The following is a 24,249-nucleotide window of genomic DNA, read 5'->3' on the forward strand; positions in this document are numbered from 1 at the left end:
GCCGTGGGCCGGCCGTGGGGGTCCGCGCCGTCCGGCGGACGGCGGTCCCCCGCGGCCGTCGTGCCGGTCGCGCCCCGGACGGGGCGCGACCGTCGTGCTCAACCGCCCAGGATCTGGGCGAAGCTCGTCACCAGGCCCGGCGTCGCGACCCGCTCGGCACGGTCGTCGCCGAGCGACCCGGCGTTCGGCCGCGGGGCCGGTCCGTCGGCGGTGTCGCCGCCGTGGTGACCGTCACCGTGGCCGCCGAACCCCGAGTTGCCGGAGTAGTCCGGCACCTCGAGCGGCTGGGGCCTCGGCACATTCTGCATTCCGCGCACGTTGGTGGGGCTTCCGGGGGGCTCGGCGCAGCGGGCGTCCTCGTTCACCGGTCGCTCGGAGACGTCGAGGCCACCGCGGTTGGGCGTGCCCTCGTAGCCTCGGGTGCAGACCGGCGGGTCGGCGATGTTGACGACCAGGCCGAGGTGCGCGGTCCCGTCGCCGGGCACGACCTTCGGCGCGACGGCCACCAGGCCGGGGTAGGTCACGAGCAGCTGGCGCAGGCCCGCCTGGCGCGGGGCCAGCAGTTCGGTCACCGTTCGCAGGTTCGCGATCGACTCGCCGAGCCCGGGGCCGCTCTCCCGGAGCAGGCCGCTGACCTGGTCGCCCAGGCGCGGGCCGTCGTCGATGATCCGGCGCAGGTCCGGGTCGGACTGCTTGAGCTGCTCGGTGACCTCGCGCAGGCCGCGGCTGAACTCCTGGAACTGCGGGGCCACCTCGTTCTGCGTGGTGAGCACCGGCCGGGCGTCGCGGATCAGCGCGGTCGTCTGCGGCAGCGCGTCGGTGGCGGCCCGGGTGAACTCCCCGGTGGTGTCGAGCAGCTGCTGCAGCGGCTGCGCGGTGCCCTCGAAGCCCTGGCCGAGCTCGCGGACGACGGTCTGCAGCGAGTCCTTCGGCACCGTCGACACGAGCTGGTCCAGCTCGGTCAGGAAGGTGTTGATCTGGACCGGGGTCCGGGTGCGGTCCTGCGGGATGACCGAGCCGGAGGCGAGCGCCTCGCCGCCGTCGGCCACCGGCTGGAGGTCGACGTACTGCTCGCCGATCGGCGAGAGGTTCCCGACGACGGCCCGGGCGTCGGCCGGGATGGACGGCGCGGAGTTCTCGATGTCGAGCTGGACGTCGACGCCGCGGGCGGTCAGCGACAGCTGCCCGACCCGGCCGACGCTCACGCCGCGGTAGGTGACGTCGGCGCCGCTGAAGATCCCGCCGGAGTCGGCGAGCTCCACCGTGACCGGGTAGGTCGTCGCGCCGAAGATGCGGTCGAGGCCCGCGTAGCGGAAGCCCGCGTAGCCGACCGCCACGATGGTGACGAGCACCAGCGCGGTCAGCTGCCAGCGGACGGTCTTGGTGATCACGATCCGCCTCCGAAGAGTCCGCCGAGCAGGCCGCCGCCACCGGAGCCCTGCTCCGGCGTCGGGCTCGGTGCCGGGGTCGCCGACGGTGCCGGGGTGGCCGGCGCGGTGCCCGAGGCGGGCGGCGCCGGCGCGGTGGTGGGCTGCTCGGTCCCGAGCAGCGGCAGCGCGGGCGCACCCGGGACCGCCGGGGCCGGCTGCCGCGGGGTCGCGCCGAGCAGCGGCGTCAGCAGCTGCGCGGTGGGCGGCAGCTGGGCCAGCTGCGTCGGGTCGAGCGGCAGCCCGAGCTGGTTGGAGTTCAGGATGTTGCGCAGGATCGAACCGAGGTCCAGGTCCAGCTTCACGTAGAGGTTGGCGTAGTCACCGGCGACGGCGTCGGTGGCCGCGTCGGTGAACGGGATCGACAGCAGCAGCTGCAGCGAGTCCGGCAGGTTCTGGCCGGAGTCGGCCAGGTTCCGCAGCACCGGGCGCAGCGCCTCCAGATCGGCGAGCAGGTCGTCGCGGGACCGGTTGACGACGTTCGTCGCGACACCGGACAGCCGGTCGAGCGCCTGCAGCATGCCGACCAGCTGCCTGCGCTGGGACTCGAGCTCGCGCAGGCCGGGGCTGATGTTCTGCAGGGCGTTCTCGATCTGCGGGCGACGCTCGGCGAGCGTCGCCGACAGGCGGTTGAGCCCGTCGAGCGCCCGGTTGATGTCGTCCTTGGAGCTGTCGAGCGAGCCGACGAGCCGGTCGAGGTTGTCCAGCAGCGCCCGCACCTGCGGCTCGCGCCCGGACAGCGCGTTGTTCAGCTCGGTGGAGATGGTCCGGATCTGGGCCACGCCGCCGCCGTTGAGCAGCAGCGACAGGGCCCCGAGGACCTCCTCGACCTCGGCCGCGCGCCCGCTGGCCTGCAGCCCGATCTTCCCGCTCCGCGCGAGGTCGCCCTCGGCGGGAACGGTCGGCTGGGACAGCTCGACGAACTTCTCACCGAGCAGCGAGGTCGTGCGGACCCGCGCGGTGGCGTTGGCCGGGAGCGTGACGTCGCGGTTCACCGCGACGGTGACCAGCGCGTTCCACGACCCCGGCTCGACGGCGACGGTCTCGACCGCGCCGACCGGAACGTCACCGACGCGCACGATCGACTGCGGGACGAGGTCGACGACGTCGGCGAACTCGATCTGCACCGAGTACGGGTCGTCGCCCAGGTTCGCGCCACCGGGCAGCGGGATGCCCCGGAGGCCGCCGTCCACCGCGCCGCAGCCACCCGCGAACAGGGCCACGGCGGTCAGCAGCGCCGACACCCGGCCGACACGGCCGCTGGAGCCGATCACGATCCACCTCCGAACAGGCCGAACAGTCCGCCGCCCCCGCGCTCCTCGGTCTCGGGGACCGGGGTGGGAGTGGCCTGCGGGGCCGTCGTCGTCGACGGCGCCGGGGTGGCCGGGGTGGCCGGGGCGCCGGTGGCACCCGGTGCGGGCTGCCCACCGGGGGCGGGAGCCTGCGGGTCGGCCGGGGCTCGCAGCTGCGAGCCCGGGTCGGTCAGCGACAGCGGCGAGCCCGGCATCAGCTGGGGCACCGCCGGGTTGACCCCGGAGCCGCCGGCCTGGAGCTGCTCGAGCACCTGCTGCGGGGTCGGCAGCGGCACGGCGCCGTCGAGGATCGGGGCCAGGCCGTCGCACAGCGCGGCGGTGGGCTGGTCCAGGCCACCCGGGATCTGGCCCGCGCCGCGGCGGAGGATCTCGCAGATCGCGACCGGCAGCGGGTAGGCCAGCTCGTTGATGTTGGCCCGGGTGTCGAGGGTCTCGGAGGAACCGTTGTAGATGTTGGTGAGGTTGTTCAGCGCGGCCGGGGCGACGTCGGCGATCTCGGACAGCGCCCGCTGGTGGTCGACGACCTCCTGCGAGACGCTCGCGAGCTTGTCCACGTTCGACCGCAGCGTCGACCGGTTGTCCCGCACGAAGTCCGCGACCTCGCCGAGCGCGTAGGACAGCTGGTTCAGCGCCCCGCCGAGCTCGCCGCGCTGGCTCGCGAGGAAGCCGGTCACGTCGGCCAGCTTCCCGTTGAGCTCGCGGATGCCGGGGTCGTTCTCCCGCAGCGTCCCGACGAACTTCTGCAGCTCGGTGATGGTGCCGAACAGGTCACCGCTGGACCCGTTCAGCGTCGCCGAGAGCCCACCCAGGTTGCGGATGGTGTCGTTGAGCGCGCGGCCGTTGCCGTCGAGGTTCTTCGCGGTGACGTCCAGGACGTCGTTGAGCGCGCCGTCCTTGTTCGCCCCCTGCGGGCCGAGGGCCCGGGAGAGCTCGGTCGCGGTCCGGGTGAGGTCGTCGACGCCGAGCGGGAACGCGGTGCGCTCCAGCGGGATCGGCTCGCCGTTCCACTCCGGTCCGCCGGTCCACACCGGGGTCAGCTGCACGTAGCGGCCGGTGACCAGGCTCGGCGAGACGACGGCGGCCTTGACGTCGGCGGGCAGGCGCACCTCGTCGTCGGTGATGGTCATGTCGACCCGCACCCGGTCGCCGTCCGGCGTGATCCGGTCGATCTTGCCGACCGGGACGCCGAGCACCCGCACGTCGTTGTCCTGGAACAGCGCGGCGGAGCTGGTGAAGTAGGCGGTGACCTGACGGCCGCCGCCGGAGGTGATCAGCCAGATCGCGCTCGCCACCAGGACGGCGACGACGGCGATCAGGGCACCGAACTGGATCTGGCGCCGGTCGTTGGCCCAGGACCCCATCAGCAGTCACCCCCGAGCGGCACGACCGGCGGCAGCAGGCCGCACAGGTAGTTGTCGAACCAACGGCCGTTGCCGAGGGCGTTGCCGAACACGCGGACGAACACCGCTTCCTTGTCGAGGATCTCGCCGAGGTTGTCGCGGTTCTCCTCGAGCACCGCCAGCACGCGGTCGAGGGTCTCCAGAGCCGGGCGCAGCTGCGCCTGGTTGTCGGCGACGAGGCCGCGCAGCTGGATCGACAGGCGCTGCACGCCGTCGAGCAGGTTCGCGATCGCGTCCTTGCGGCGCTGCAGCTCACCGAGCAGCAGGTTGCCGTCGTTCACCAGTTTCACGACGTCGCCGCGGCGGTCGGCCAGCGTGGTCGACAGCTGCCGGGTGTTGGCGAGCAGCTTCTTCAGCTCGCCGTCGCGGCTGGAGATCGTGTTCGACAGGCGGGACAGCCCGTCCAGGGCCCCGCGGATCTCCGGCGGGGTGTCGCGGAAGGTGTCCGAGAGCGTGGTCAGGCTCGACGCGAGCTGCGTGGTGTCGAGCTGGTCGATCGTGCCGGAGAGGCCGTTGAAGGCGTCGACGACGTCGAACGGGGACTTGGTCCGGTCCCGGCCGATCGGCTCGTCGGGGTTCTGCTCGCCGTCGCCGCGCGGGTCGAGGGCGAGGAACTTGGAGCCGAGCAGCGTCGCGATCTCGATCGACGCCGTGGTCCGGTTGCCGACCCAGGCGTCCTCGACGGTGAACTCGACCTTCACGTGGTCGCCGTCGAGGGAGACCTTCTGCACCCGGCCCGCCTCGACGCCGGCCACGGTGACGCGGTCGTTGGCCTGCAGGCCCGCCGCCTCGGGGAACTCCGCGGTGTAGCGGGTGGCCCCGGAGAAGATCGCCTCGTAGTTGAACGCGGCCAGTGTCAGCGCCGCGATCAGCACGAGTCCGATCACCGCCGTCAGGACGGGGCGCTTCTGCCCTGCCTGTGCCATCAGTTGCCTCCCGGCTGCAGCGCTGCGGTCGGGTCGCTGCTGGAGTCGACCGGGCCACGGCCGGCCGCCTGGTCCAGCAGGCCGCCGACCGACTCGGTGGTCGGCTCACGCATCAACGGGTTGTCCTGGGCGCGGTTGTCCGCGGGGTCGCCGGGCTGCGAGCCGTCGGTCGGGACGGTGTTGCCGGCCCCGATCCCGGACGGGTCCGCGCCGCAGCGCCGCTCGGGGTTGCGGATCGGGCCGATGCCCAGCTGCTCCAGCGAGGTCGGCGGCAGGATCGGCGAGATGCCGATCTGGCCGTCGAGGCCGCAGAGGTAGAAGTTGAACCAGCTGCCGTAGGAGCCGACGCGGGCGATCCGGTTCAGCTTGAACGGCGTGTACTGCAGGAACCGCTCGATCGCGGGGCGGCCCTGGTCGAGCTGGGTCGCGAGGTCCCCGAGGTTGCGGATGTCGTCGCGCAGCGGCGGGCGGGCGTCCTCCAGGAACGACCCGGTGACCTGGGTCAGCTCGCCGATGGACTGGATCGCGTTGCCGATGGGCTCGCGATCCTGGGCCAGCCCGGACACCAGCGCCTGCAGCGAGCTGATCAGCTCGTTGAGGCCCTCGTCGTTGCGGTTGACGGTGTCGAGGGTCAGGTTCAGGTTGTCGATGACCTGGCCGATGACCTGGTCGCGGTCGGCGATCGAGTTGGTCAGCGACGACGTCGAGGCCAGCAGGCTCTGCACCGTGCCGCCCTCGCCCTGCAGGACCTGGACGATCTCCATCGACAGCTTGTTGATCTGGTCCGGGTCCAGGCCCTGGAACAGCGGCTGGAAACCGTTGAACAGCACGGTCAGGTTGACCGCGGGGCGGGTCCGGTCGACCGGGATCTGGCCGCCGGCGGGGAGGTCCTCCCCGGTCGGGCCCGCGCCCTGGTCCAGCGCCATGTACCGCTGGCCGATGAGGTTCTTGTACTTCAGGGTCGCACTGACCGTCGCCGGCAGCGGGGTGGACGAGTCGACGTCGAACGCCACCTCGGCGACCCGCTGGTCGACGATGCGGACGTCCTTGATCGACCCGACGACGACGCCGGCGATGCGGACGTCGTCGCCGGCCAGCAGGCCGGTCGCGTCGGTGAACCGGGCGGTGTACTCGGTGACCTGGCCGCCGCGGGCGTTCGCGATGGTCAGGCCGAGCAGCGTGGTGCCCATCGCCGTGATCAGCGCGAAGACCAGGAACTTGACCAGCGCCGAGATCGGGAGCCTGCTCACGTCAGCGTCACCTCCGTGCCGCGCAGGAGCGGGCCGACCATCGTGCTGCTCCAGGCCGGCACGGCCTGCGGGGAGCCGCCCTGGTGGGCGGCCAGCAGCTGCGCGACGACCTCCTGCTCACCGGCGGAGTTCGCGACGCCCATGTCGACCGAGCCGCTCTGGTGCGCCCCCTCGTAGGACGACGGCTGGATGCCCACCTGGCCGAGCGTGGTGGTCAGCGGGGGCAGCACGCCCGCGCCGTTCTGCGCGCTCTGGTCCTGGATCAGGCCGAAGCTGTTCGTGCCGTCGTAGGTGCCGAAGGTGTCGACCCCGAAGTCCTCGGGGTTGCCCATCGGCTGCCCGGCCGGGGCCGGGCCGGGGACGGAGCCGTCGCGGAACGGGCCGTCCGGCGGGTACTGGGTGCCGGTCGGCACCGGGATCGGGTAGCAGCGCGGGCCGCGGTCGTCGCCGTAGCGCGGCTCGTCCTGGTTGGGCAGGTACTTGCCCTTGCTCGCCACGATCTCGAGGGTGATGTTGACGCCCACCCGGTCGGTGCCCGGCCGGATCGCGTCGTTGATCTTCGGGATCAGCTCGACGAGCTGGCGGGTCAGGCAGGGGAACTCGGGCGAGTAGCGCGCGAGCGTCTCCAGCGTCGGCCGGCTGGCCGCCGACAGCCCGATGATGTTCTCGCCGTTCGCGTCGAGGAAGGCCCGCAGGTCGTCCGACGCGCCGGTGATGGAGCGGTAGAGGTTCCGCAGCCCCTCGCGCTTCTCGACGATCGTGCGGCTGGTGACCGTCAGGTTGTCGAGCGCGTCGAGCAGGTCCGGCGCCGCCTGGTTCAGGTTGTCGGAGAACGTCGCCAGCTGGCGGATGTCCTCCTGCAGGTCGGGCACGGCCGGGTTGAGGCCCTCGACCAGCGTGTTGAGCTGGGTGAGGGTCTCGCCGAGCTGGTTGCCGCGGCCCTGCAGGGCCTGGGAGAGCGAGCCGAGGGTGGTCGCGAGGTCCTGCGGGCGGACGGTCTGCAGCAGCGGCAGGAGCTCGTCGAGCACGCGCTCGACCTCCAGCGCGGCCTTGCTGCGGTCCTCGGGGATGACGTCGCCCGCGGCGAGCCGGGCCGTCGACGGCGCGGCCGGCGGGACGAGCGAGACGAACTTCTCGCCGAACAGCGTCTTGGGGAGCAGCTGCGCGGTGACGTTCTCGGGGATCTGGTCGAGGTACTGCGGGTCCATCGACATCTCGATGCTGGTGTCGGTGCCGTTCGAGACGACCTTGTCGACCTGCCCGACGATCAGGCCGTTGACCTTGACGTCGGAGCGCTCCTGCATCTGGGTGCCGACCCGGGCCACGTTCAGCGTGACCGGGACGCCGGAGGAGAACACCCCCGAGTACTGGGCGACGGCCAGGCCGAGCAGGACGACGATGACCGTGACGAAGGCCAGGCCCTGCAGCACACGCTTGGTGGACCTCATCCGGCCACCCGCACCGAGGTCGAGGTGCCGAACATGACGAGGGTGAGGAAGAAGTCGAGGACCGCGGTGCTGACGATCGACAGCCGCACCGCCCGCCCGACCGCGACGCCGACGCCGGCCGGTCCGCCCTTGGCGGAGTAGCCGTAGTGGCAGTGGATCAGGATGATCACCGTCGCGAACACGATCACTTTGAGATAGGACAGCAGTACGTCACTGACCGGCAGGAACAGGTCGAAGTAGTGGTCGTACGTGCCACCCGGCAGGCCGTTGATCAGCGTGACGTTGATCCGCGAGGCGGCGTAGCTGGCGAGCAGGCCGAGCGTGTAGATCGGGATGATCGCGACGATGCCGGCGACCACCCGGGTGGTGACCAGGTAGGGCACCGAGGGCACGGCCATGACCTCGAGGGCGTCGATCTCCTCGGAGATCCGCATCGCGCCGAGCTGGGCGGTGAACCCCGCGCCGAGGGTCGCGGTCAGCGCCGAGGCGGCGACCAGCGGGGCGATCGAGCGGGTGTTGAAGTAGGCGGTGATGAAGCCGGTCAGCGCCTCGACTCCCAGGGCGTCGAGGGCCCGGAAGCCCTGCAGGCCGACCAGCGAGCCGACGAACAGCGACAGCGACGCCATGACGCCGACGGTCCCGAGGATGACGATCAGCGCGCCGGACCCGAAGGACACCTCGGCGAGCAGCCGGGCGACCTCCTTCTTGTAGCGGGTCAGCGTCTTCGGGATCCAGAGGATCGACCGGATGTAGAGCGAGAGCTGGTCGCCCAGCTCCTCGAGCTGGTTCAGCGGCGCCTGCGCGGCCCGCCGGGCACGTGTTCCGAGTGGGGTTGCCATGGATCAGAAGCCCTTCGGCGGGACGAGCTCGAGGTACAGGGCGGTGAGCACGAGGTTGATCAGGAAGACCAGGACGAAGGAGATGACGACGGCCTGGTTCACCGCGTCGCCGACGCCCTTGGCGCCGGGGGGCGGGTTCAGCCCGCGGAAGGCGGCGACGACGCCCGCGACGATGCCGAACAGGAAGGCCTTCATCTCCGACACGACGATGTCGCTGACCTGCGCGATCGCCGAGAAGCTGGAGATGTAGGCGCCGGGCGAGCCGCCCTGGATGATCACGTTGAAGAAGTAGCCGCCGGCGACGCCGACGCAGGTGGCGAGGCCGTTCAGGACGACGGCGGTGATGCCCATCGCGAGCACCCGTGGGACGACGAGGCGCTGGATCGGCGAGATGCCGAGCACCTCCATCGCCGCGATCTCCTCGCGGATGGTCCGCGCGCCCAGGTCCGCACAGACGGCGCTCCCGCCCGCCCCGGAGATCAGCAGCGCGGTGACGATCGGCGCGGCCTGCTGGACGATCGCGAGGACCGCGCCGGCGCCGGTCTGGGACTGGGCGCCGAACTGGCGGGTCAGCTCACCGAGCAGCAGCGCGATCGTCGCACCGAAGGGGATGGTGAACAGTGCGGTCGGCAGCGCCGAGACCTTGGTGACGAACCAGGTCTGCTCGACGAGCTCGCGCCACTGGAACGGCCGGCGCAGTCCCTGGCGGCCGATCTCGGCGAACAGGCCGAAGAACTTGCCGACCGGGGTGAGCGCCCGCGTGACGGGGCTGGGGGTGCTCACCGCTCACCGCCGGAGAGCTGGTGACGGCCGCCCGGGTCGGGGGTGTCGTCGGTGATGCGCGGGTGGATGTCGGTGGGACGGTCATCGCTCACCGTCGCGCCGCTGCGGGCCATCTGACGGGTGGTGCCGTCCTGCGACGGGCCGCCCGCCTGCGCGTCGCTGTCGGCGTACTGCTCCCGGATCGCCTCCTGCGCCGACTCGGGCAGCTCGTGCAGCATCGCCTGGACCCGCTCACGGCGGCGATGCACCGCCTGCCGGTCCGGCATCCCGGTCGAGGCCACGAGCTGCGGCTTCATCTCGGGACGCCCCTCCAGCTCACCGCCGGCCTCCTCCATCTCCCGGGCGGCCTGGGCGGCGTCCTTCTCCTCCGACATCCCGATCGGCCCCTCGCGACGCCCGTTGAGGAACTGCGCCACGACCGGCTCGTCGGAGGTCAGCAGCACCTCCCGCGGACCGAACATCGACAGGTGCTTGCGGTAGAGCAGCCCGATGTTGTCCGGGACCGTCTGCGCCGAGTTGATGTCGTGGGTGACGATCAGGAACGTCGAGTCCGTCATCGCGTTCAGATCGATGATCAGCTGGTTCAGGTACGCCGTCCGCACCGGGTCCAGACCCGAGTCCGGCTCGTCGAACAGAATGATCTTCGGATCCAGCACCAACGCCCGCGCCAACCCCGCACGCTTACGCATACCGCCCGAGATCTCACCCGGCAGCTTGCCCTCGGCACCGACCAGACCGACCATGTCGATCTTCTCCATGACGATGTCGCGGATCGCCGACTCCGACTTGCGCGTGTGCTCCCGCAACGGGAACGCGATGTTGTCGAACAGGTTCATCGACCCGAACAACGCACCGTCCTGGAACAGCACCCCGAACAGCTTCCGGATCTCGTACAGCTCGGACTCCGAGCACTTGCACAGGTCGACGCCCTCGATCACGATCGACCCCCGCTCCGGCTTGAGCAGCCCGATCAGGGACTTCAGGAACACCGACTTACCGGTACCCGACGGCCCGAGCAGCACCGACACCTCGCCCGCGGGCAGCGTCAGGGTCACGTCCGACCAGATGTTGGCCCGACCGAAGGACTTCGTCAGTCCCTCGACCTTCACCTCGACACCGGTCACGTGTCGCCTCCTCGCGCAATAGACCGACGAACCGCACCGGGGCCCGGGAACGCTGGGGAGCGGGGGCCAGTCGTCGGTGCTGAACGGAACAACGAGTCTGCGCGTCAGGGGTTACTGGCGGGTCGGCGGGGTCGGCGATCGGCGACCATGCCGTAATCTACGTTATGGTTACCGTGGGTTACAGATCACCGCGCAATGTTGCGGACCGTGGGTAACAGTGCTCCCGGCCGGGTATCAGGGCTGGTCCGAACGGCCCGATTGCCGTTGTACGACCGAGTCGGCGACCACGCCCCCCACCCGCCCGGAGGATCACCCGATCGGCGGCGTCACGTGCGGGGCGTGCGACAGGATGAGGCGCTGGTAGTCGTCGAACAGGGCACGCAGGAGATCGCGGTCGCGGGGGTCGCAGGTCTGCTGGTAGCCGGCCATCAGCGAGATGCCGAAGACGGCGAGCCTGCGGGCGTCGTCCGGGTCGGGCACGACGTCGGCCACCACCTGCTCCAGCGCGATCCGGCGCTGCACGTCCACCCGCGCCTGGGCGCGGCCGACCTCGGGGTCGATCTGGGCCCAGGCCCGGATAGCGGCCTCGGCGTCGTGCCGCAGGGCCACCGTGAGCTGCTTGACCACGTCGATGCGCTCGACCGGGTCCGCGGTCGCCCGGGCCAGCTCGACGATCCGGTCGGTCTGCTCGGCCTCCCAGTAGCGCAGCAGTCCGCGGACGAAGCCCGCCCAGCCGCCGAAGTGGTGGTAGAACGACCCGCTGGTCACGCCGAGCGACCGGCACAACGGACCGATCTTGAGCCCGGCCGCGCCCTCGCGCGCGAGGATCGACATCGCAGCGTCGTAGTACTGCTCGGCAGCGATCTGCCGGCCCGCTCTCCTGGCCACCCCGCCCGCCCCCTCTCCACGACCCGTGCCGACCCACCAGGGTGCCACGCCGGACGCGTGTCCGATCAGAAGATCCTGCGCAGCAGGCGTTCGGTCCGCCCGTCGTAGGGCGGGTAGACGATGCCGGGGTCGGGCCGGGCAGGCTTGCGCAACACCGCCCGCCGGTGCGAGAAGGTCTCGAACCCGAACCGCCCGTGGTAGGCCCCGGAGCCGCTGCGCCCCACTCCCCCGAAGGGCAGCTGGGGCACCAGCACGTGGAACATCAGGTGGTTGACGACGGTCGCCCCGGCGGGGACCTCGCGGGTGACCCGCTCCGCGGTGCGCGACGAGCCGGTGAACACGTAGGCGGCCAGGGGCTTCGGACCGGCGTTGACGTGCGCGATCGCGGCGTCGACACCGTCGACGGTCAGCACCGGCAGGATCGGGCCGAAGATCTCCTCGGTCATCAGCCGGGACCCCGGCCGCGGGTCGAGCACGACCGTCGGCTCCCCGGTGCGGGTCTCCGGGTCGATCGTCCCGCCGGCCACCACGGTGCCCCCGTGGTCGTCGGCGAGCAGACCCGCGAGCCGCGCCGCCTGCCGGGCGTCGACGATCCGCACGCCCCCGCCCGCGCCGCCGCGCATCCGCGCGGTCTCGGCGACCAGCCGCTCGACCAGCTCGTCGCGGACGGCGGAGTCGACGAGCAGGTAGTCCGGGGCGACGCAGGTCTGGCCGGAGTTCATGAGCTTGGTCCAGGCGATCCGGCGCGCGGCGACCTCGACGTCGGCATCCGCGGCGACGATCACCGGGCTCTTCCCGCCCAGCTCGAGCGTGACCGGGGTCAGGTGCGGCGCCGCGGCGGCCATCACCTTCGCCCCGACCTCCGGGCTGCCGGTGAAGAACGCGTGGTCCAGGCCCTGGGCGAGCAGCTCCTGGGTCTCCCCCGGCCCTCCGGTGACGACGGCGACGGCGTCCGGGTCGGTGTAGCGCGGCAGCAGCCGGGCGAGCACCTCCGCGGTCGCGGGCGCGTACTCCGAGGGCTTCACCACGGCGCAGTTCCCGGCCGCGAACGCGGCCACCAGCGGCGCGAGCGTGAGGTACGCCGGGTAGTTCCACGGCCCGATGACCAGCACGACCCCGAGCGGCTCGTGCACCCAGCGCGCCGACCCCGGCTGCACCGACAGCGGCAGGCCGACCCGGTGCGGGCGCATCCAGCGGCGCAGGTGCCTCCGGGCGTGGCGGGACTCCGCGACGGTCGGGGCCAGGTCGGCCATCCAGGCGTCGACGCGGGGACGGCCGAGGTCGGCGGCGAGGGCCGCGACGAACTCGTCCTCGGCCTCGGCCTCGGTGAGCATCCGCTCGAGACCGCTCAGCTGGCGCAGCCGCCAGCTCCGGTCGCGGGTACGGCCACCACGGAACGTGGTCCGCAGGCGGGCGACCTGCTCGCGGACGCTCGTGCCGTCGGAGGCGTCGTCGGAGGCGTCGTCGGTGGCCCCGGTGGGCTCCCCGGTCCTGGTCACGGTCATCGCCGGCACTCCACGTCGTCGGGGTCGGGTACTTCCGCAGTAACGTAATCTACGTTACGTTCGGGTGGCAAGGACGCGCACACACGACGACGTGGAGGAACCGTGCCCGGATTCGCCGACGAGGACGAGCTGTACCGCTACATCGGTGGCATCTTCGAGACCGCACTGGCCGACCCCGAGCTGGAGCCCAAGCTCCGCGGCACCGGCCTGGTCCTGCGCCAGCAGTGCACCGACCCCGACTCCGCGCTGATCATCGACCTGCCCGGGGCCAAGGTCTGGAAGGGCTCCGACGACGGCGCCCCCGAGCCGCAGGCCACGATGACCATGTCCACCGAGACCGCGAACGCCTACTGGCAGGGCACGGTCAACCTGACCTTCGCCATGGCCAAGGGCAAGGTGAAGGTCGACGGCACGGTCACCAAGCTCCTGCAGCTCGCGCCGCTGTCCAAGCGCCTGTTCCCGGCCTACGTCGAGCGTCTCAAGGCCGACGGCCGCGAGGACCTCCTGGTCACCAAGTGAGCCGCCGGGTACTGGTGACCGGTGCCGCGTCCGGGATCGGCGCCGAGGTCGCGCGCCGGTTCGTCGACGCCGGCGACGAGGTCGTCTCGCTGGACCTGAAGGACACCCCCGTCGGCGTCGCGCGGCACGTGCACTGCGACCTGTCCGACGTCGCGTCGATCGACGCCGCCGTCGCCGCCCTCGACGGGGAGTTCGACGCCCTCTGCAACGTGGCCGGGGTGCCCGGCACCGCGCCCGCGGAGCTCGTGCTGCGGGTGAACCTGCTCGGGCTCCGTCACCTGACCGAGTCGGTCGTCGAGCGGATCCGCCCCGGTGGCGCGATCGTGAACGTCGCCTCCATCGCCGGCTACGCCTGGGCGGGTCGGCTGGCGGCGCTGCGCGAGCTGCTCGCCACCGACACCGTCGACGAGGGGCTCGCCTGGTTCGCCGAGCACCCGCAGGCGGGCAACACCTACAACTTCTCGAAGGAGGCCCTGATCGTCTACACGATGCTCATGGCCCCCGTGTTCGGCGAGAACGGGGTGCGGATGAACGCCGTCTGCCCCGGGCCGGTCGAGACGCCCATCCTCGGCGACTTCGAGGAGTCGATGGGCAAGGAGAACCTCGACGCGCTCGCCGCGTTCCTCGGCAGGCACGCGGCCCCCGCCGACATCGCCGGACCGGTGCTGTTCCTGGCCGGCCCGGAGTCCGCCTGGATCAACGGGCACGCGCTCGTCGCCGACGGCGGCATCAGCGGTGCCGTGCTGACGGGCATGATCCCCCCACCCGAGATCTGATCCGGTTCCGACGACGCAACCGCGAGGAGGCAACCCCGTGACCACGACGGAGAAGCGCCCGTACGACCCGCTCGACATCTCCACCCAGGCGTTCTGGGCGCAGACCCCGGACGCCCGCGAGGAGCGGTTCGCCGAGCTGCGCCGCGAGCGACCGCTGTCCTGGCACCCCCCGGCCGAGACCGACCTGCTCCCCGACCCGGATGCCCCCGGGTTCTGGGCGCTGGTCACCCACGCCGACATCCAGGCCGTCAGCCGCGACGCCGAGACCTTCGCGTCCGGCCAGCAGTACGGCGGCGTGATGCTGGAGGACGTGCCCGAGGACATGCTGGAGGCCGCGCACTCCATCCTCGCGATGGACGCACCGCGACACCACCGCCAGCGCAAGGTCATCAGCTCGGTGTTCACCCCGCGTCGGGTCCGGCAGATCGAGGAGCAGATCGCCGAGCAGGCCCGGATCATCGTCGACGACCTGCTCGCGGGCGACGGCTCGGCGGACTTCGTGACCGCGGTCGCGGCGCGGCTGCCGATGTGGACGATCTCGCAGATGATCGGCATCCCGCCGGACAAGCGGCAGGAGGTCGCCGACGCCGCCAACGCCATGGTCGGCTGGAACGACCCGGACTACATCGGCGAGGGCGACCCGATGGCGGTGCTGCTCAACGGGCTGATGACGCTGCACACCGCGTCGTTCGAGCTGTCCGCGCTGCGCCGCGAGGAGCCCGCCGACGACCTGATGACCGCCCTGGTCCAGGCCGAGGTCGACGGCGACGCGCTCACCGACGAGGAGATCGCGGCGTTCTTCGTGCTGCTCTGCGTCGCGGGCAACGACACCACCCGGCAGACCTCCAGCCACGCGATCCTCGCGCTGGACCGCAACCCCGAGCAGAAGCGGCTGCTCACCGAGGAGTTCGACGACCGGATCAAGCCGGCCGTCGAGGAGTTCGTCCGCTGGGCGAGCCCGGTGCTGACCTTCCGCCGCACCGCGACCCGCGACACCGAGATCCGCGGGCAGCGCATCGCCGAGGGCGAGCGGGTCGTGCTCTTCTACCACTCCGGCAACCGCGACGACGCCGTCTTCGCCGACCCGGACGTCTTCGACATCACCCGCGCCGAGAACCCGCACGTCGGCTTCGGCGGCGGCGGCCCGCACTTCTGCATGGGCCACCACCTGGCCAAGACCCAGCTGCGGGCGCTGTTCCACGAGCTCCTCACCCGCGTCCCGGACCTGTCGGTGGGCGAGCCGGAGTTCCTCACCGGCAACTTCATCAACGGGATCAAGCGGCTCCCGGTGACCTTCGGGACGGCGTCGTGAAGCTCGGACTGGCCCTGGGCTACTGGGGCGCCGGCCCGCCCCCCGGCACCGTCGAGAAGGTCGACGCCGCCGAGGACCTGGGTTTCGACTCGATGTGGACGGCCGAGGCCTACGGCTCGGACGCGTTCACCCCGCTGTCCTGGCTCGGTTCCCGCACCACGCGGATGCGCCTGGGCACCTCGGTCGTGCAGATGTCCGCGCGCACCCCGACCGCGTCGGCGATGGCCGCCATGACCCTGGACCACCTGTCCGGCGGGCGGATGGTGCTGGGCATCGGCGCGTCCGGGCCGCAGGTCGTCGAGGGGTGGTACGGGCAGCCGTATCCGAAGCCGCTGGCCCGCACCCGGGAGTACGTGGCGGTCCTGCGGGACACGATCGCCCGGGAGAAGGTCGGCTCCGACGGGCCGCACTACCCGATCCCGTACCCGGGCGGCACCGGGCTGGGCAAGCCGCTGCGCTCGACGCTGCACCCGTACCGGACCGACCTGCCGATCCTGCTCGCGGCCGAGGGCCCGAAGAACGTCGCACTGGCCGCCGAGATCGCCGACGGCTGGCAGCCGCTGTTCTACGCGCCCCGGCACGACGCGCACTACCGCGCGTCCCTCGACGCCGGGTTCGCCGCCCGCGGCGGGCGCCCGGACGGCTTCGAGGTCGTCTGCATGGTGCAGGTCGTCGTCGACGACGACATCGAGGCCGCCGCGGACCGGATCCGCCCGTTCCTCGCGCTCTACATCGGCGGGATGGGCGCCAAGGGCGCCAACTTCCACTACGAGGTCTTCGCCCGCATGGGCTACGACGACGAGTGCGCCCGCATCCAGGAGCTCTACCTGGGCGGGGACAAGGACGCGGCCGCGAAGGCCATCCCGACCTCGATGGTCGAGCAGGTGGCCCTGATCGGCCCGAAGGCGAAGATCGCCGAGGAGCTGCCGGTGTTCCGCGACTCGCTGGTCACGACGATGGTCGTCGACGGCAGCCCGGAGCACCTGCGCACCGTGCGCGAGCTCGTCGACGGCTGACCCGCTCCCCCACGCCGACGGCCCCGGTCCCGCTCGTGCGGGACCGGGGCCGTCGGTGCGCGCCGGGGGCGGTCAGTAGCGGATCAGGCCGCGGATGTTGCGTCCGGAACGCATGTCCTCGTAGCCCTCGTTGACCTGGTCGAGGGTGTACTCCTTGGTGATCAGCTCACGGAGCTTGAGGTGGCCGAGGTTGTGCATCTCCAGCAGGCGCGGAATGTCGAACTGCGCCGCGGAGCTGCCGAACAGCGCGCCGCGGATCTGCTTCTCGTAGAGCGTGAGGTCGAGCAGCGACAGCGACGCCGTCTCCTCCTCGGCGCGGGCCAGCGCGGTGACGACGACCCGGCCTCGCTTGCCGACCAGCTGCAGCGCGGGCTGCAGGTCGTCGCCCATCGCGACGCCGGTGCACAGGATCGCCGCCTCGGCCATCTGCCCGCGGGTCACCTCGCTGACGATCTCCCAGGCCTCGTCGATGCTCGCGGCGACGTGCGTGGCGCCCAGCTCGCGGGAGCGCTCCCGCTTGTGCCCGACCGGGTCGACGGCCACGACGTAGCGGCAGCCCGCCGCCCGGGCGCCCTGCACCGCGTTCGCACCGATGCCGCCGATCCCGATGACGACGGCGGTGTCCCCGGCCCGCAGGTCGGCGGTGCGCACCGAGGAGCCGAAGCCGGTGGTGACGCCGCAGCCGACCAGCGCGGCCAGGTCGAGCGGGAAGCCCTCGTCGATCTTCACGGCGGACTTCACCGGGACCACGGTGTGCCGGGCGAACGTGCCGAGCAGGCACATCTGGCCCAGGTCCTCGCCGCGGGCGTGGAACCGGTAGGTGCCGTCGAGCTGCGGGCCGAGGGTGGCTCCGGCGCCGTCGTTGCAGAGGTTCGGCTGGCCCTTGGAGCAGTACGGGCAGCGCCCGCAGGAGGGCAGGAAGGTCATCACGACCGGGTCGCCGATCTCGAGCTCGGTGACGCCCGGGCCGACCTCGATGACCCGGCCCGCGCCCTCGTGGCCGCCGACCATCGGCAGGACCGCGGGCAGGTCACCGGTCACGAGGTGCTCGTCGGAGTGGCACAGCCCCGACGCGGTCAGCTCGACCATCACCTCCCCGGCGTTCGGGGAGTCGAGCTCGACCTCCTCGATCTCCCACTTGCCACCGGGTTCCCACAGCACCGCTGCCGTCGTACGCATGGCGGTCGATCCTGGCCGGGCGGAGACCTCCGGCACAGCCGTCGCCCGCGCCAGCGCTGGCCCCCGGGTGCCAGACCGGTCCTCAGGCGCCGGCGAGCGGCAGGGTGAGCCGGGCGACGAGGCCGCCGCCCTCGCGCGGGAGCAGGCTCAGCTCACCGTCCATCGCGGACGCGAGCGCCTCGGCGATCCACAGGCCCAGCCCGGCCGTACCGCGGCGCTCCCCCAGCGCGACGCCCTTGGCCGTCACGACGCCCTCCTGCCCCGCGGGCAGCCCGGGCCCGCGGTCGCGGACCTCGGCGGTGAGCACGGCACCGTCGTGGGCCAGGTGCAGCTCCACGACCTCGTCACCGGAGTGCCGGGCGGCGTTCTCGGCCAGGTTGGTGAGCATCCGGCGCAGCCGCTGCGGGTCGCAGTGGACCGCGGCCCCGGCCGGTTCGACGACCGGGTGCCGCCGGTGCGCGGCGATCCCGGCGGCGTCGAGCACGGCGTCGGCCAGCTCGGCGAGCGCGACGCGGCGGGGCCGGTCGCGCCCGAGCGGGCTGCCGTCGGCGACGGCCAGGTCGGCCAGCCCGTCGAGCATGTCCTGGAGGTGGGCGGCGTGGTCGGCGAGCAGCCGCGACGCCCGCCGGGCGGCGTCCCCGCCCAGCCTGCCCGCGGCGAGGTCGGCCGACAGCGCGGTCAGCGAGGCGACCGGGGTCCGGAACTCGTGCAGCACGACGCGGGCCCCGTCGAGCCGGGCCCGGCTCTGGGACACGATCCGGTCCCGCAGCGCACGCTCGGACAGGTAGCGCTCGTGCTCGCTCTCGGCCCGGGCCCGGGTGGTGGCGATGTCGGCGAGCTGGCGTTCCAGCAGGCGCACGAGGACCCCGGTGAGCACCGCCGTCGCGAACAGGAAACCGGTCCACCACAGTCCCGCGACGACCGCGGCGCCGACCGTGACCCCCGGGGCGGAGCCGAGCAGCGCCGCCGCGGTGTAGCCGACGCCGAGACCGAGCGCGACGAGCTGCCCGAGCCGGTGCCCGCCGCGCAGCGCGATCGCGATGACGACCAGCGGGAGCGCGGCCACCATCGGGCTCGCCACCCCACCGGTGAGCCCGCAGGCGAGCAGGGCTAGCAGACCGTCGACCCCGGTCAGCACGGCCGGCGGGACGGGCAGCCGCCCGCGGAGCACCGAGACGACCCCGAGCGCGGCCGCGTAGACCGCGCTCAGCCCGATCAGGACGGCAGCCACGACCGGTCCGCCCCCGGTGAGGTCCGGCCGGGCCACCAGCAGGCCCACCGCGCCGAGCACGACACAGATCCTGAGGACGACGGCCTGGCGCTCCTCCCGGGTGCGTTCGGGCAGTTCACCGGCGGGCGCGGTCACGGTCGGGGCCTCTCGGGAGCGGACGGGGTCGGCGGCCACACTAGGCTCACCGACCATGCCGCCCGTGCCGACAGCGCCGCACGTGGTCGTCATCGTCGACGACCACGCCCTGTTCGCACAGGGCCTCGCCCTGCTGCTGGAGTCCCGCGCCGGGGACACCTTCCGGGTCGCGGACTCGACCACCGCCGGGGAGGACGCCGTCGCGCTGGTCGGGAAGCACCGGGCCGGGATCGCGATCGTCGACCTCGCACTCCCCCCGCTGGGCGGGGTGGAGACGATCCGCCGGGTCAAGGCCGCCTACCCCGCCACCCGGGTGCTGGCGCTGTCGGGCACCGAGGACCTGGACCTCGCCGCCGCCGCGATGCGCGCCGGCGCCGACGGCTACCTGGGCAAGTCCGCCGACCCGGAGGTGCTGGTCGCGCCACTGCTGTCGATCGCGGCCGGGGTGCGGGTGCTGCGCGCGGAGCTGCTCGACGCCCTGCTCGTCGCGGCCGACCGCACCGCCGACGGCCTGCTCGACCGGCTCGGTGAACGCGACATCGAGCTGTGGACGCTGCTGGCACGGGGTTTGGAGACCGCCGACATCGCCCGCCCGATGCTGGTCAGCGAGCGCACCGCCAAGCGCATGATCGCCTCGCTGCTGCACAAGCTGGGCGCGGCGAACCGGATCGAGGCGGCCGCGCTGGCGGGGCGCTGCGGGCTGCTCGACGAGCACCCGGCCGGTCGCTGAGATCCGCCCCGGCCCGCCGCACGGCCCGGACGGGCCAAGCCTGGCCCGGTGATCGGCTGCGCGCCCCGGACGGCGCGGGACAGACTCGCCGCGACGTGCCGGGCGGCATCCTGCCCGGCCACATCTCGCGAGGAGGCGCTGATGGCCGTGTTCGCCGACGAGGCCGAGGTCTACGAGTACCTGGGCGGGGTGTTCCGGATCGGGATGGCCGACCCGGACCTGGTGGCGAAGCTGCAGCCGTCCGGGGTCGTCCTGCGGATCACCTACACGAACCCGGACGCCGTCCTCACCGTGGACATGCCGAACTCGGAGATCCACACCGGCGCCGGGCAGGGCCCCGACCCGAACATCGAGCTGTTCATGTCCGCCGACACCGGCAACCGGTTCTGGCTGGGCAAGGTCATCCTCCCGGTCGCGCTGGCCAAGGGCGACGTCCGCGCCAAGGGCCCGGTCTCGAAGGTCCTCAAGCTGCTGCCGATCGCCAAGCAGCTCTTCGGCCCGTACAAGGCGAAGCTCGAGGCCGAGGGCCGCGAGGACCTGCTGAAGGCCTGACCACGATCGGGTGAAGACCCCCGGCCGTCCGGCCCGCCACGACGGCGCCCGGCGAGACTGGGGGTCGACCCCACCCGACGGAGGCGCCGGCGATGGACAACATCTGGCTGGACGTGCACGCCTGGCAGCCGCTGCGGGGCGTGCTGCACCGGATGACCGAGATCGAGTGCGACGCACCCGACCCGCTGCCCCGCGACTTCGACGAGTGGCACGGCTGGGCCGAGGCCTGCCTGCTGGAGGTCGCGACGCGCGACGGCTGGCAACACGGCCGCTACGCCTACACGATCCAGGAACGGGACGAGACCGACCATCCCGTCCGTGAGATCGGTAAGGACATCTGGGACTACGAGGAGCCGGCTCGCGAGTCGACCGGCTGAGCACCGGCGCCGGGTCGCTACCGTCGCCGGGAACCATTCGCGCGACGAGGAGGTCCACGGTGACACGGGGCAAGGGTCCGCTGGCCGGACTGAAGGTGATCGAGCTGGCCGGGATCGGGCCGGGGCCGCACGCGGCGATGATCCTGGGCGATCTCGGGGCGGACGTCGTCCGCATCGACCGGCCGTCGGGCGGGCTGAAGCTCGGGTCCGACGCGGTGCCCGACCCGACGGCGCGCGGCCGTCGCTCGGTCACCGCGGACCTGAAGGACCCGGCGGGCCGGGAGACCGTGCTGCGGCTGGTCGAGTCCGCCGACGTCCTCCTGGAGGGCTACCGGCCGGGCGTCACCGAGCGCCTCGGCGTCGGCCCCGAGGACTGCCACGCCCGCAACCCGCGCCTGGTCTACGGGCGGATGACCGGCTGGGGCCAGGACGGCCCGATGGCGCCGCGCGCCGGGCACGACCTGAACTACATCTCAATGACCGGTGCGCTGCACGCGATCGGCCGTGCCGGGGAGCGCCCGGTCCCGCCGCTGAACCTGGTCGGGGACTTCGGCGGCGGGTCGATGCTGCTCGTCGTCGGCGTGCTGGCCGCGATATGGGAGGCGAAGGCCTCCGGGCAGGGCCAGGTCGTCGACGCCGCCATGGTCGACGGCGTCAGCGTGCTGAACCAGATGTTCTGGGGCTTCCTGTCCCAGGACGCCTGGGTAGACGAGCGCGACTCCAACCTGCTCGACGGGCACGCCCCGTTCTACGACACCTACACCTGCGCCGACGGCGGGCACATGGCCGTCGGGGCGCTGGAGCCGCAGTTCTACGCCCAGCTCATCGCCGGCCTGGGGCTCACCGAGGACGAGCTCGGCCCGCAGTACGACCGCGGCGGCTGGCCGGCCATGCGGGCCCGGTTCACCGAGGTGTTCGCCTCCAAGCCCCGCGACGAGTGGGCCGCGGTCTTCGAGGGCACCGACGCCTGCACCACCCCGGTGCTGTCGTTCGCCGAGGCCCGCGAGAACGCGCACCTGACCGCGCGCGGCACCATCGTCACCTCCGACGGCGTGCCCCAGGCCGCGCCGGCTCCGCGCTTCTCCCGCACGGTCACCGAGACCGCCGGTCGCGGCACCGGACCGGAGAGCGTCGAGGACGTCCTGCGCGACTGGGCCTGACCCCGCACACGACGACGCCCCCGGTTCCGCAGGGAACCGGGGGCGTCGTCGTGTCAGGCGCTGATCAGCCGATCAGTCGGTCTCCTCGTCCGCGACCAGCAGGTTGCGGGTGCGGTTCGGGTCCACCGGGATGCCCGGCCCGGTGGTGGTGGAGACGGTGATCTTCTTGACGTAGCGGCCCTTGGCGGCCGACGGCTTGAGCCGCAGGATCTCGTCGTAGGCGGCGCCGTAGTTCTCCACCAGCTTCTCGGTGTCGAACGAGGCCTTGCCGATGACGAGGTGCAGGTTGGCCTGCTTGTCGACCCGGAAGTTGACCTTGCCGCCCTTGATCTCGTTGATGGCCTTCGTGACGTCCGGCGTCACGGTGCCCGTCTTCGGGTTCGGCATCAGGCCACGCGGGCCGAGGATGCGGGCGATGCGGCCGACCTTGGCCATCTGGTCAGGGGTCGCGATGGCGGCGTCGAAGTCGAGCCACCCGCCCTGGATCCGCTCGATGAGGTCCTCGGCGCCCACGGCGTCGGCGCCGGCGGCCTCGGCCTCGGTGGCCTTGTCGCCGGTGGCGAACACGATGACCCGGGCGGTCTTACCGGTACCGTGCGGCAGGTTCACGGTGCCGCGGACCATCTGGTCCGCCTTGCGGGGGTCGACGCCCAGCCGCATCGCGACCTCGACGGTCGCGTCGGTGTTCTTGCTGGCCGTGTCCTGGGCCAGCTTCGCCGCGCTGAGCGGCGAGTAGAGGCGGTCCGCGTCGATCTTCGCGGAGGCCTCACGGTAGGCCTTGCTGCGCTGTGCCATCTGTCCTCGTCTCCTTCAGAGGTCAGGTCGTGGTAGGAGCCGCGCCCGGCTCTCCCACGCGTACGGGTGGTGTGGGGGGCTCGCTCAGCCGTCGACCGTGATGCCCATCGACCGGGCGGTGCCGGCGATGATCTTGGCGGCCTGGTCGAGGTCGTTCGCGTTCAGGTCGTTCATCTTGACCTGGGCGATCTCCCGGACCTGGGCCATGGTCACGCTGGCGACCTTGGTCTTGTGCGGCTCGCCGGAGCCCTTCTCGACACCGGCCGCCTTGAGCAGGAGCCGCGCCGCGGGCGGGGTCTTCAGCTCGAAGGAGAACGACCGGTCCTCGAAGACCGAGATCTCGACCGGCACGATGTTGCCGCGCTGGGCCTCGGTCGCCGCGTTGTAGGCCTTGCAGAACTCCATGATGTTGACGCCGTGCTGGCCCAGTGCGGGGCCGACCGGCGGGGCCGGCGTCGCTGCGCCTGCCTGGATCTGGAGCTTGATGATCGCGGAGAGCTTCCGCTTCTTGGGGGGCATGTCCGTTCCTCAGTGATCGATGTGCACGCCACGCGGCCCTGCCATGCCGCGGACGTTCCTCACGGGTGCGATCAGATCTTGGAGACCTGGTTGAACCCGAGCTCGACCGGGGTCTCCCGGCCGAAGATCGAGACCAGCACCTTGAGCTTCTGGGCGTCGACGTTGACCTCGGAGATGCTCGCGGGGAGCGTGGCGAACGGGCCGTCCATGACGGTGACCGACTCGCCGACCTCGAAGTCGACCTCGATGGTGGGGGCGCCGCCGGACGAGCCGGAGCCGCCGCCGGACGCGCGGCTGCCGGCCTCGGCCTCCTTCTTGGGGGCCTCGACCTTCGGCAGCAGGAACTTCACGACCTCGTTGATCGTCAGCGGCGACGGCTTGGACGTCGCGCCGACGAACCCGGTGACGCCCGGCGTGTTCCGCACCGCGCCCCAGGACTGGTCGTTGAGCTCCATCCGCACCAGGATGTAGCCGGGCAGCACCTTGCGCTGGACCTTCTTGCGCTGCCCGTTCTTGATCTCGGTGACCTCTTCGGTGGGCACCTCGACCTGGAAGATGTAGTCCTCGACGTCCAGGGTCTGCGCCCGGGTCTCGAGGTTCGACTTCACCTTGTTCTCGTAGCCCGCGTAGGAGTGGACGACGTACCAGTCGCCGGGCGCGCGACGCAGTGCGGCGCGCAGCTCCTCCTCCGGGTCCACGTCCTCGGCCGGCTCCTCCGCGACGGCGTCCGCCTCGTCGGCGTCGGTCGCGCCCGCCTCGGTGGTGTCGGTGTCGTCCTCGGCGGTCGGGGCGTCCTCACCCTCGAGCGTCTCGGCCACGGCGCCAGGGGTGGAGTCGTCGTCGGCCTCGGTGTAGTCGCCGGAGACGACGTCCTCACCGTGCGCCGCCTCGACGTCGGCGTCCTGGACGGACTGCTCGGGCAGCGTCTCGTCGGCCGCGTTCTCGGCGACGGCGTCGATCGCGGCCTCGTCGGCCGCCTCGTCGTACGCCTTGCTGTCGGAGGTCACGTCCTACTCGCTTCCATTGTTCGGTGTCGGTCGGAGCC

23 protein-coding genes and 1 pseudogene are annotated in these 24,249 nt (G+C 72.2%); 8 read left to right on the forward strand and 16 right to left on the reverse strand.

What is annotated here, in order from left to right; genetic code table 11:
- Positions 1-98 precede the first annotated feature (98 nt).
- From DMP17_RS42950 to DMP17_RS43000, 11 genes and pseudogenes are all read right to left on the reverse strand, one after another.
- A complete protein-coding gene (locus tag DMP17_RS42950; RefSeq protein ID WP_337832492.1) occupies positions 99-1,391 on the reverse strand; it encodes an MlaD family protein in 1,293 nt (430 codons plus the stop codon).
- Complete coding sequence (locus tag DMP17_RS42955) at positions 1,388-2,701, reverse strand: MCE family protein (protein WP_337832493.1); 1,314 nt, start codon at positions 2,699-2,701, stop codon at positions 1,388-1,390. The genes DMP17_RS42950 and DMP17_RS42955 overlap by 4 nt, the downstream gene beginning before the upstream one ends.
- A complete protein-coding gene (locus tag DMP17_RS42960; RefSeq protein ID WP_337832494.1) occupies positions 2,698-4,101 on the reverse strand; it encodes an MCE family protein in 1,404 nt (467 codons plus the stop codon). The genes DMP17_RS42955 and DMP17_RS42960 overlap by 4 nt, the downstream gene beginning before the upstream one ends.
- Positions 4,101-5,066, reverse strand: a complete 966-nt coding sequence (locus DMP17_RS42965; protein ID WP_226353838.1) for an MCE family protein — start codon at positions 5,064-5,066, stop codon at positions 4,101-4,103. The genes DMP17_RS42960 and DMP17_RS42965 overlap by 1 nt, the downstream gene beginning before the upstream one ends.
- Before the next feature lie 248 nt (positions 5,067-5,314).
- Positions 5,315-6,301, reverse strand: a pseudogene (locus tag DMP17_RS42970) (MCE family protein); the annotation flags it as partial.
- An 11-nt stretch (positions 6,302-6,312) separates the two neighbouring features.
- Positions 6,313-7,764: an MCE family protein gene (locus tag DMP17_RS42975; protein WP_226353839.1), complete on the reverse strand. Its 1,452-nt coding sequence runs from the start codon at positions 7,762-7,764 to the stop codon at positions 6,313-6,315.
- Positions 7,761-8,603, reverse strand: a complete 843-nt coding sequence (locus DMP17_RS42980) for an MlaE family ABC transporter permease (protein ID WP_226353840.1) — start codon at positions 8,601-8,603, stop codon at positions 7,761-7,763. Before DMP17_RS42980 ends, DMP17_RS42975 begins: the two co-directional genes overlap by 4 nt.
- A 3-nt stretch (positions 8,604-8,606) precedes the next feature.
- Complete coding sequence (locus tag DMP17_RS42985) at positions 8,607-9,386, reverse strand: MlaE family ABC transporter permease (RefSeq protein ID WP_226353841.1); 780 nt, start codon at positions 9,384-9,386, stop codon at positions 8,607-8,609.
- Positions 9,383-10,510, reverse strand: a complete 1,128-nt coding sequence (locus DMP17_RS42990) for an ABC transporter ATP-binding protein (protein ID WP_337832496.1) — start codon at positions 10,508-10,510, stop codon at positions 9,383-9,385. The genes DMP17_RS42985 and DMP17_RS42990 overlap by 4 nt, the downstream gene beginning before the upstream one ends.
- Positions 10,511-10,819: 309 nt before the next feature.
- Entirely contained in the window at positions 10,820-11,398 is a 579-nt protein-coding gene (locus DMP17_RS42995) for a TetR/AcrR family transcriptional regulator (RefSeq protein ID WP_161152751.1), read from the reverse strand.
- Positions 11,399-11,463: 65 nt separating this feature from the next.
- Positions 11,464-12,903 (reverse strand): aldehyde dehydrogenase family protein, encoded by a 1,440-nt coding sequence (locus tag DMP17_RS43000; RefSeq protein WP_337832497.1) that lies wholly within the window; start codon positions 12,901-12,903, stop codon positions 11,464-11,466.
- A 102-nt stretch (positions 12,904-13,005) separates the two neighbouring features.
- Here DMP17_RS43000 and DMP17_RS43005 point away from each other — a divergent pair, with 102 nt between their 5' ends.
- Genes DMP17_RS43005 through DMP17_RS43020 form a run of 4 tightly spaced genes read left to right on the forward strand, consistent with a single transcriptional unit; the run spans position 13,006 to position 16,526 of the window.
- Positions 13,006-13,422 carry an SCP2 sterol-binding domain-containing protein gene (locus tag DMP17_RS43005; RefSeq protein WP_226353845.1) on the forward strand — a complete coding sequence of 139 codons (417 nt, stop codon included), beginning with the start codon at positions 13,006-13,008 and terminating at the stop codon, positions 13,420-13,422.
- On the forward strand, positions 13,419-14,198 hold the full coding sequence (locus DMP17_RS43010; RefSeq protein ID WP_226353846.1) for a coniferyl-alcohol dehydrogenase: 780 nt from the start codon (positions 13,419-13,421) through the stop codon (positions 14,196-14,198). Before DMP17_RS43005 ends, DMP17_RS43010 begins: the two co-directional genes overlap by 4 nt.
- 37 nt (positions 14,199-14,235) lie before the next feature.
- Positions 14,236-15,510 (forward strand): cytochrome P450, encoded by a 1,275-nt coding sequence (locus DMP17_RS43015; protein WP_226367644.1) that lies wholly within the window; start codon positions 14,236-14,238, stop codon positions 15,508-15,510.
- Positions 15,507-16,526, forward strand: a complete 1,020-nt coding sequence (locus DMP17_RS43020; protein WP_337832498.1) for an LLM class F420-dependent oxidoreductase — start codon at positions 15,507-15,509, stop codon at positions 16,524-16,526. Before DMP17_RS43015 ends, DMP17_RS43020 begins: the two co-directional genes overlap by 4 nt.
- Before the next feature lie 72 nt (positions 16,527-16,598).
- Here DMP17_RS43020 and DMP17_RS43025 read toward each other — a convergent pair whose 3' ends face one another.
- Together DMP17_RS43025 and DMP17_RS43030 are read right to left on the reverse strand one after the other, a co-directional pair.
- Positions 16,599-17,705 (reverse strand): NDMA-dependent alcohol dehydrogenase, encoded by a 1,107-nt coding sequence (locus DMP17_RS43025; protein WP_226353849.1) that lies wholly within the window; start codon positions 17,703-17,705, stop codon positions 16,599-16,601.
- A gap of 82 nt (positions 17,706-17,787) precedes the next feature.
- Entirely contained in the window at positions 17,788-19,071 is a 1,284-nt protein-coding gene (locus DMP17_RS43030) for a sensor histidine kinase (protein ID WP_226367646.1), read from the reverse strand.
- Positions 19,072-19,135: 64 nt separating this feature from the next.
- Here DMP17_RS43030 and DMP17_RS43035 point away from each other — a divergent pair, with 64 nt between their 5' ends.
- From DMP17_RS43035 to DMP17_RS43050, 4 genes are all read left to right on the forward strand, one after another.
- Positions 19,136-19,801 carry a response regulator gene (locus tag DMP17_RS43035; protein WP_226353851.1) on the forward strand — a complete coding sequence of 222 codons (666 nt, stop codon included), beginning with the start codon at positions 19,136-19,138 and terminating at the stop codon, positions 19,799-19,801.
- 141 nt (positions 19,802-19,942) lie between these two features.
- Positions 19,943-20,353 carry a sterol carrier protein gene (locus tag DMP17_RS43040; RefSeq protein ID WP_226353852.1) on the forward strand — a complete coding sequence of 137 codons (411 nt, stop codon included), beginning with the start codon at positions 19,943-19,945 and terminating at the stop codon, positions 20,351-20,353.
- Between the two features lie 92 nt (positions 20,354-20,445).
- A complete protein-coding gene (locus DMP17_RS43045) occupies positions 20,446-20,730 on the forward strand; it encodes a hypothetical protein (RefSeq protein WP_226353853.1) in 285 nt (94 codons plus the stop codon).
- 59 nt (positions 20,731-20,789) lie between these two features.
- Entirely contained in the window at positions 20,790-21,890 is a 1,101-nt protein-coding gene (locus tag DMP17_RS43050; RefSeq protein ID WP_226367647.1) for a CaiB/BaiF CoA transferase family protein, read from the forward strand.
- A gap of 72 nt (positions 21,891-21,962) precedes the next feature.
- Here DMP17_RS43050 and rplA read toward each other — a convergent pair whose 3' ends face one another.
- The 3 genes from rplA to nusG all read right to left on the reverse strand — a co-directional run bounded on the left by rplA (position 21,963) and on the right by nusG (position 24,211).
- Complete coding sequence (rplA, locus tag DMP17_RS43055; protein WP_226353855.1) at positions 21,963-22,685, reverse strand: 50S ribosomal protein L1; 723 nt, start codon at positions 22,683-22,685, stop codon at positions 21,963-21,965.
- Positions 22,686-22,769: 84 nt separating this feature from the next.
- Complete coding sequence (rplK, locus tag DMP17_RS43060) at positions 22,770-23,204, reverse strand: 50S ribosomal protein L11 (protein WP_073576496.1); 435 nt, start codon at positions 23,202-23,204, stop codon at positions 22,770-22,772.
- A gap of 71 nt (positions 23,205-23,275) precedes the next feature.
- Positions 23,276-24,211: a transcription termination/antitermination protein NusG gene (gene nusG / locus DMP17_RS43065; RefSeq protein WP_337832499.1), complete on the reverse strand. Its 936-nt coding sequence runs from the start codon at positions 24,209-24,211 to the stop codon at positions 23,276-23,278.
- Positions 24,212-24,249 lie beyond the last annotated feature (38 nt).

This window comes from Pseudonocardia sp. TMWB2A (assembly GCF_017312135.1).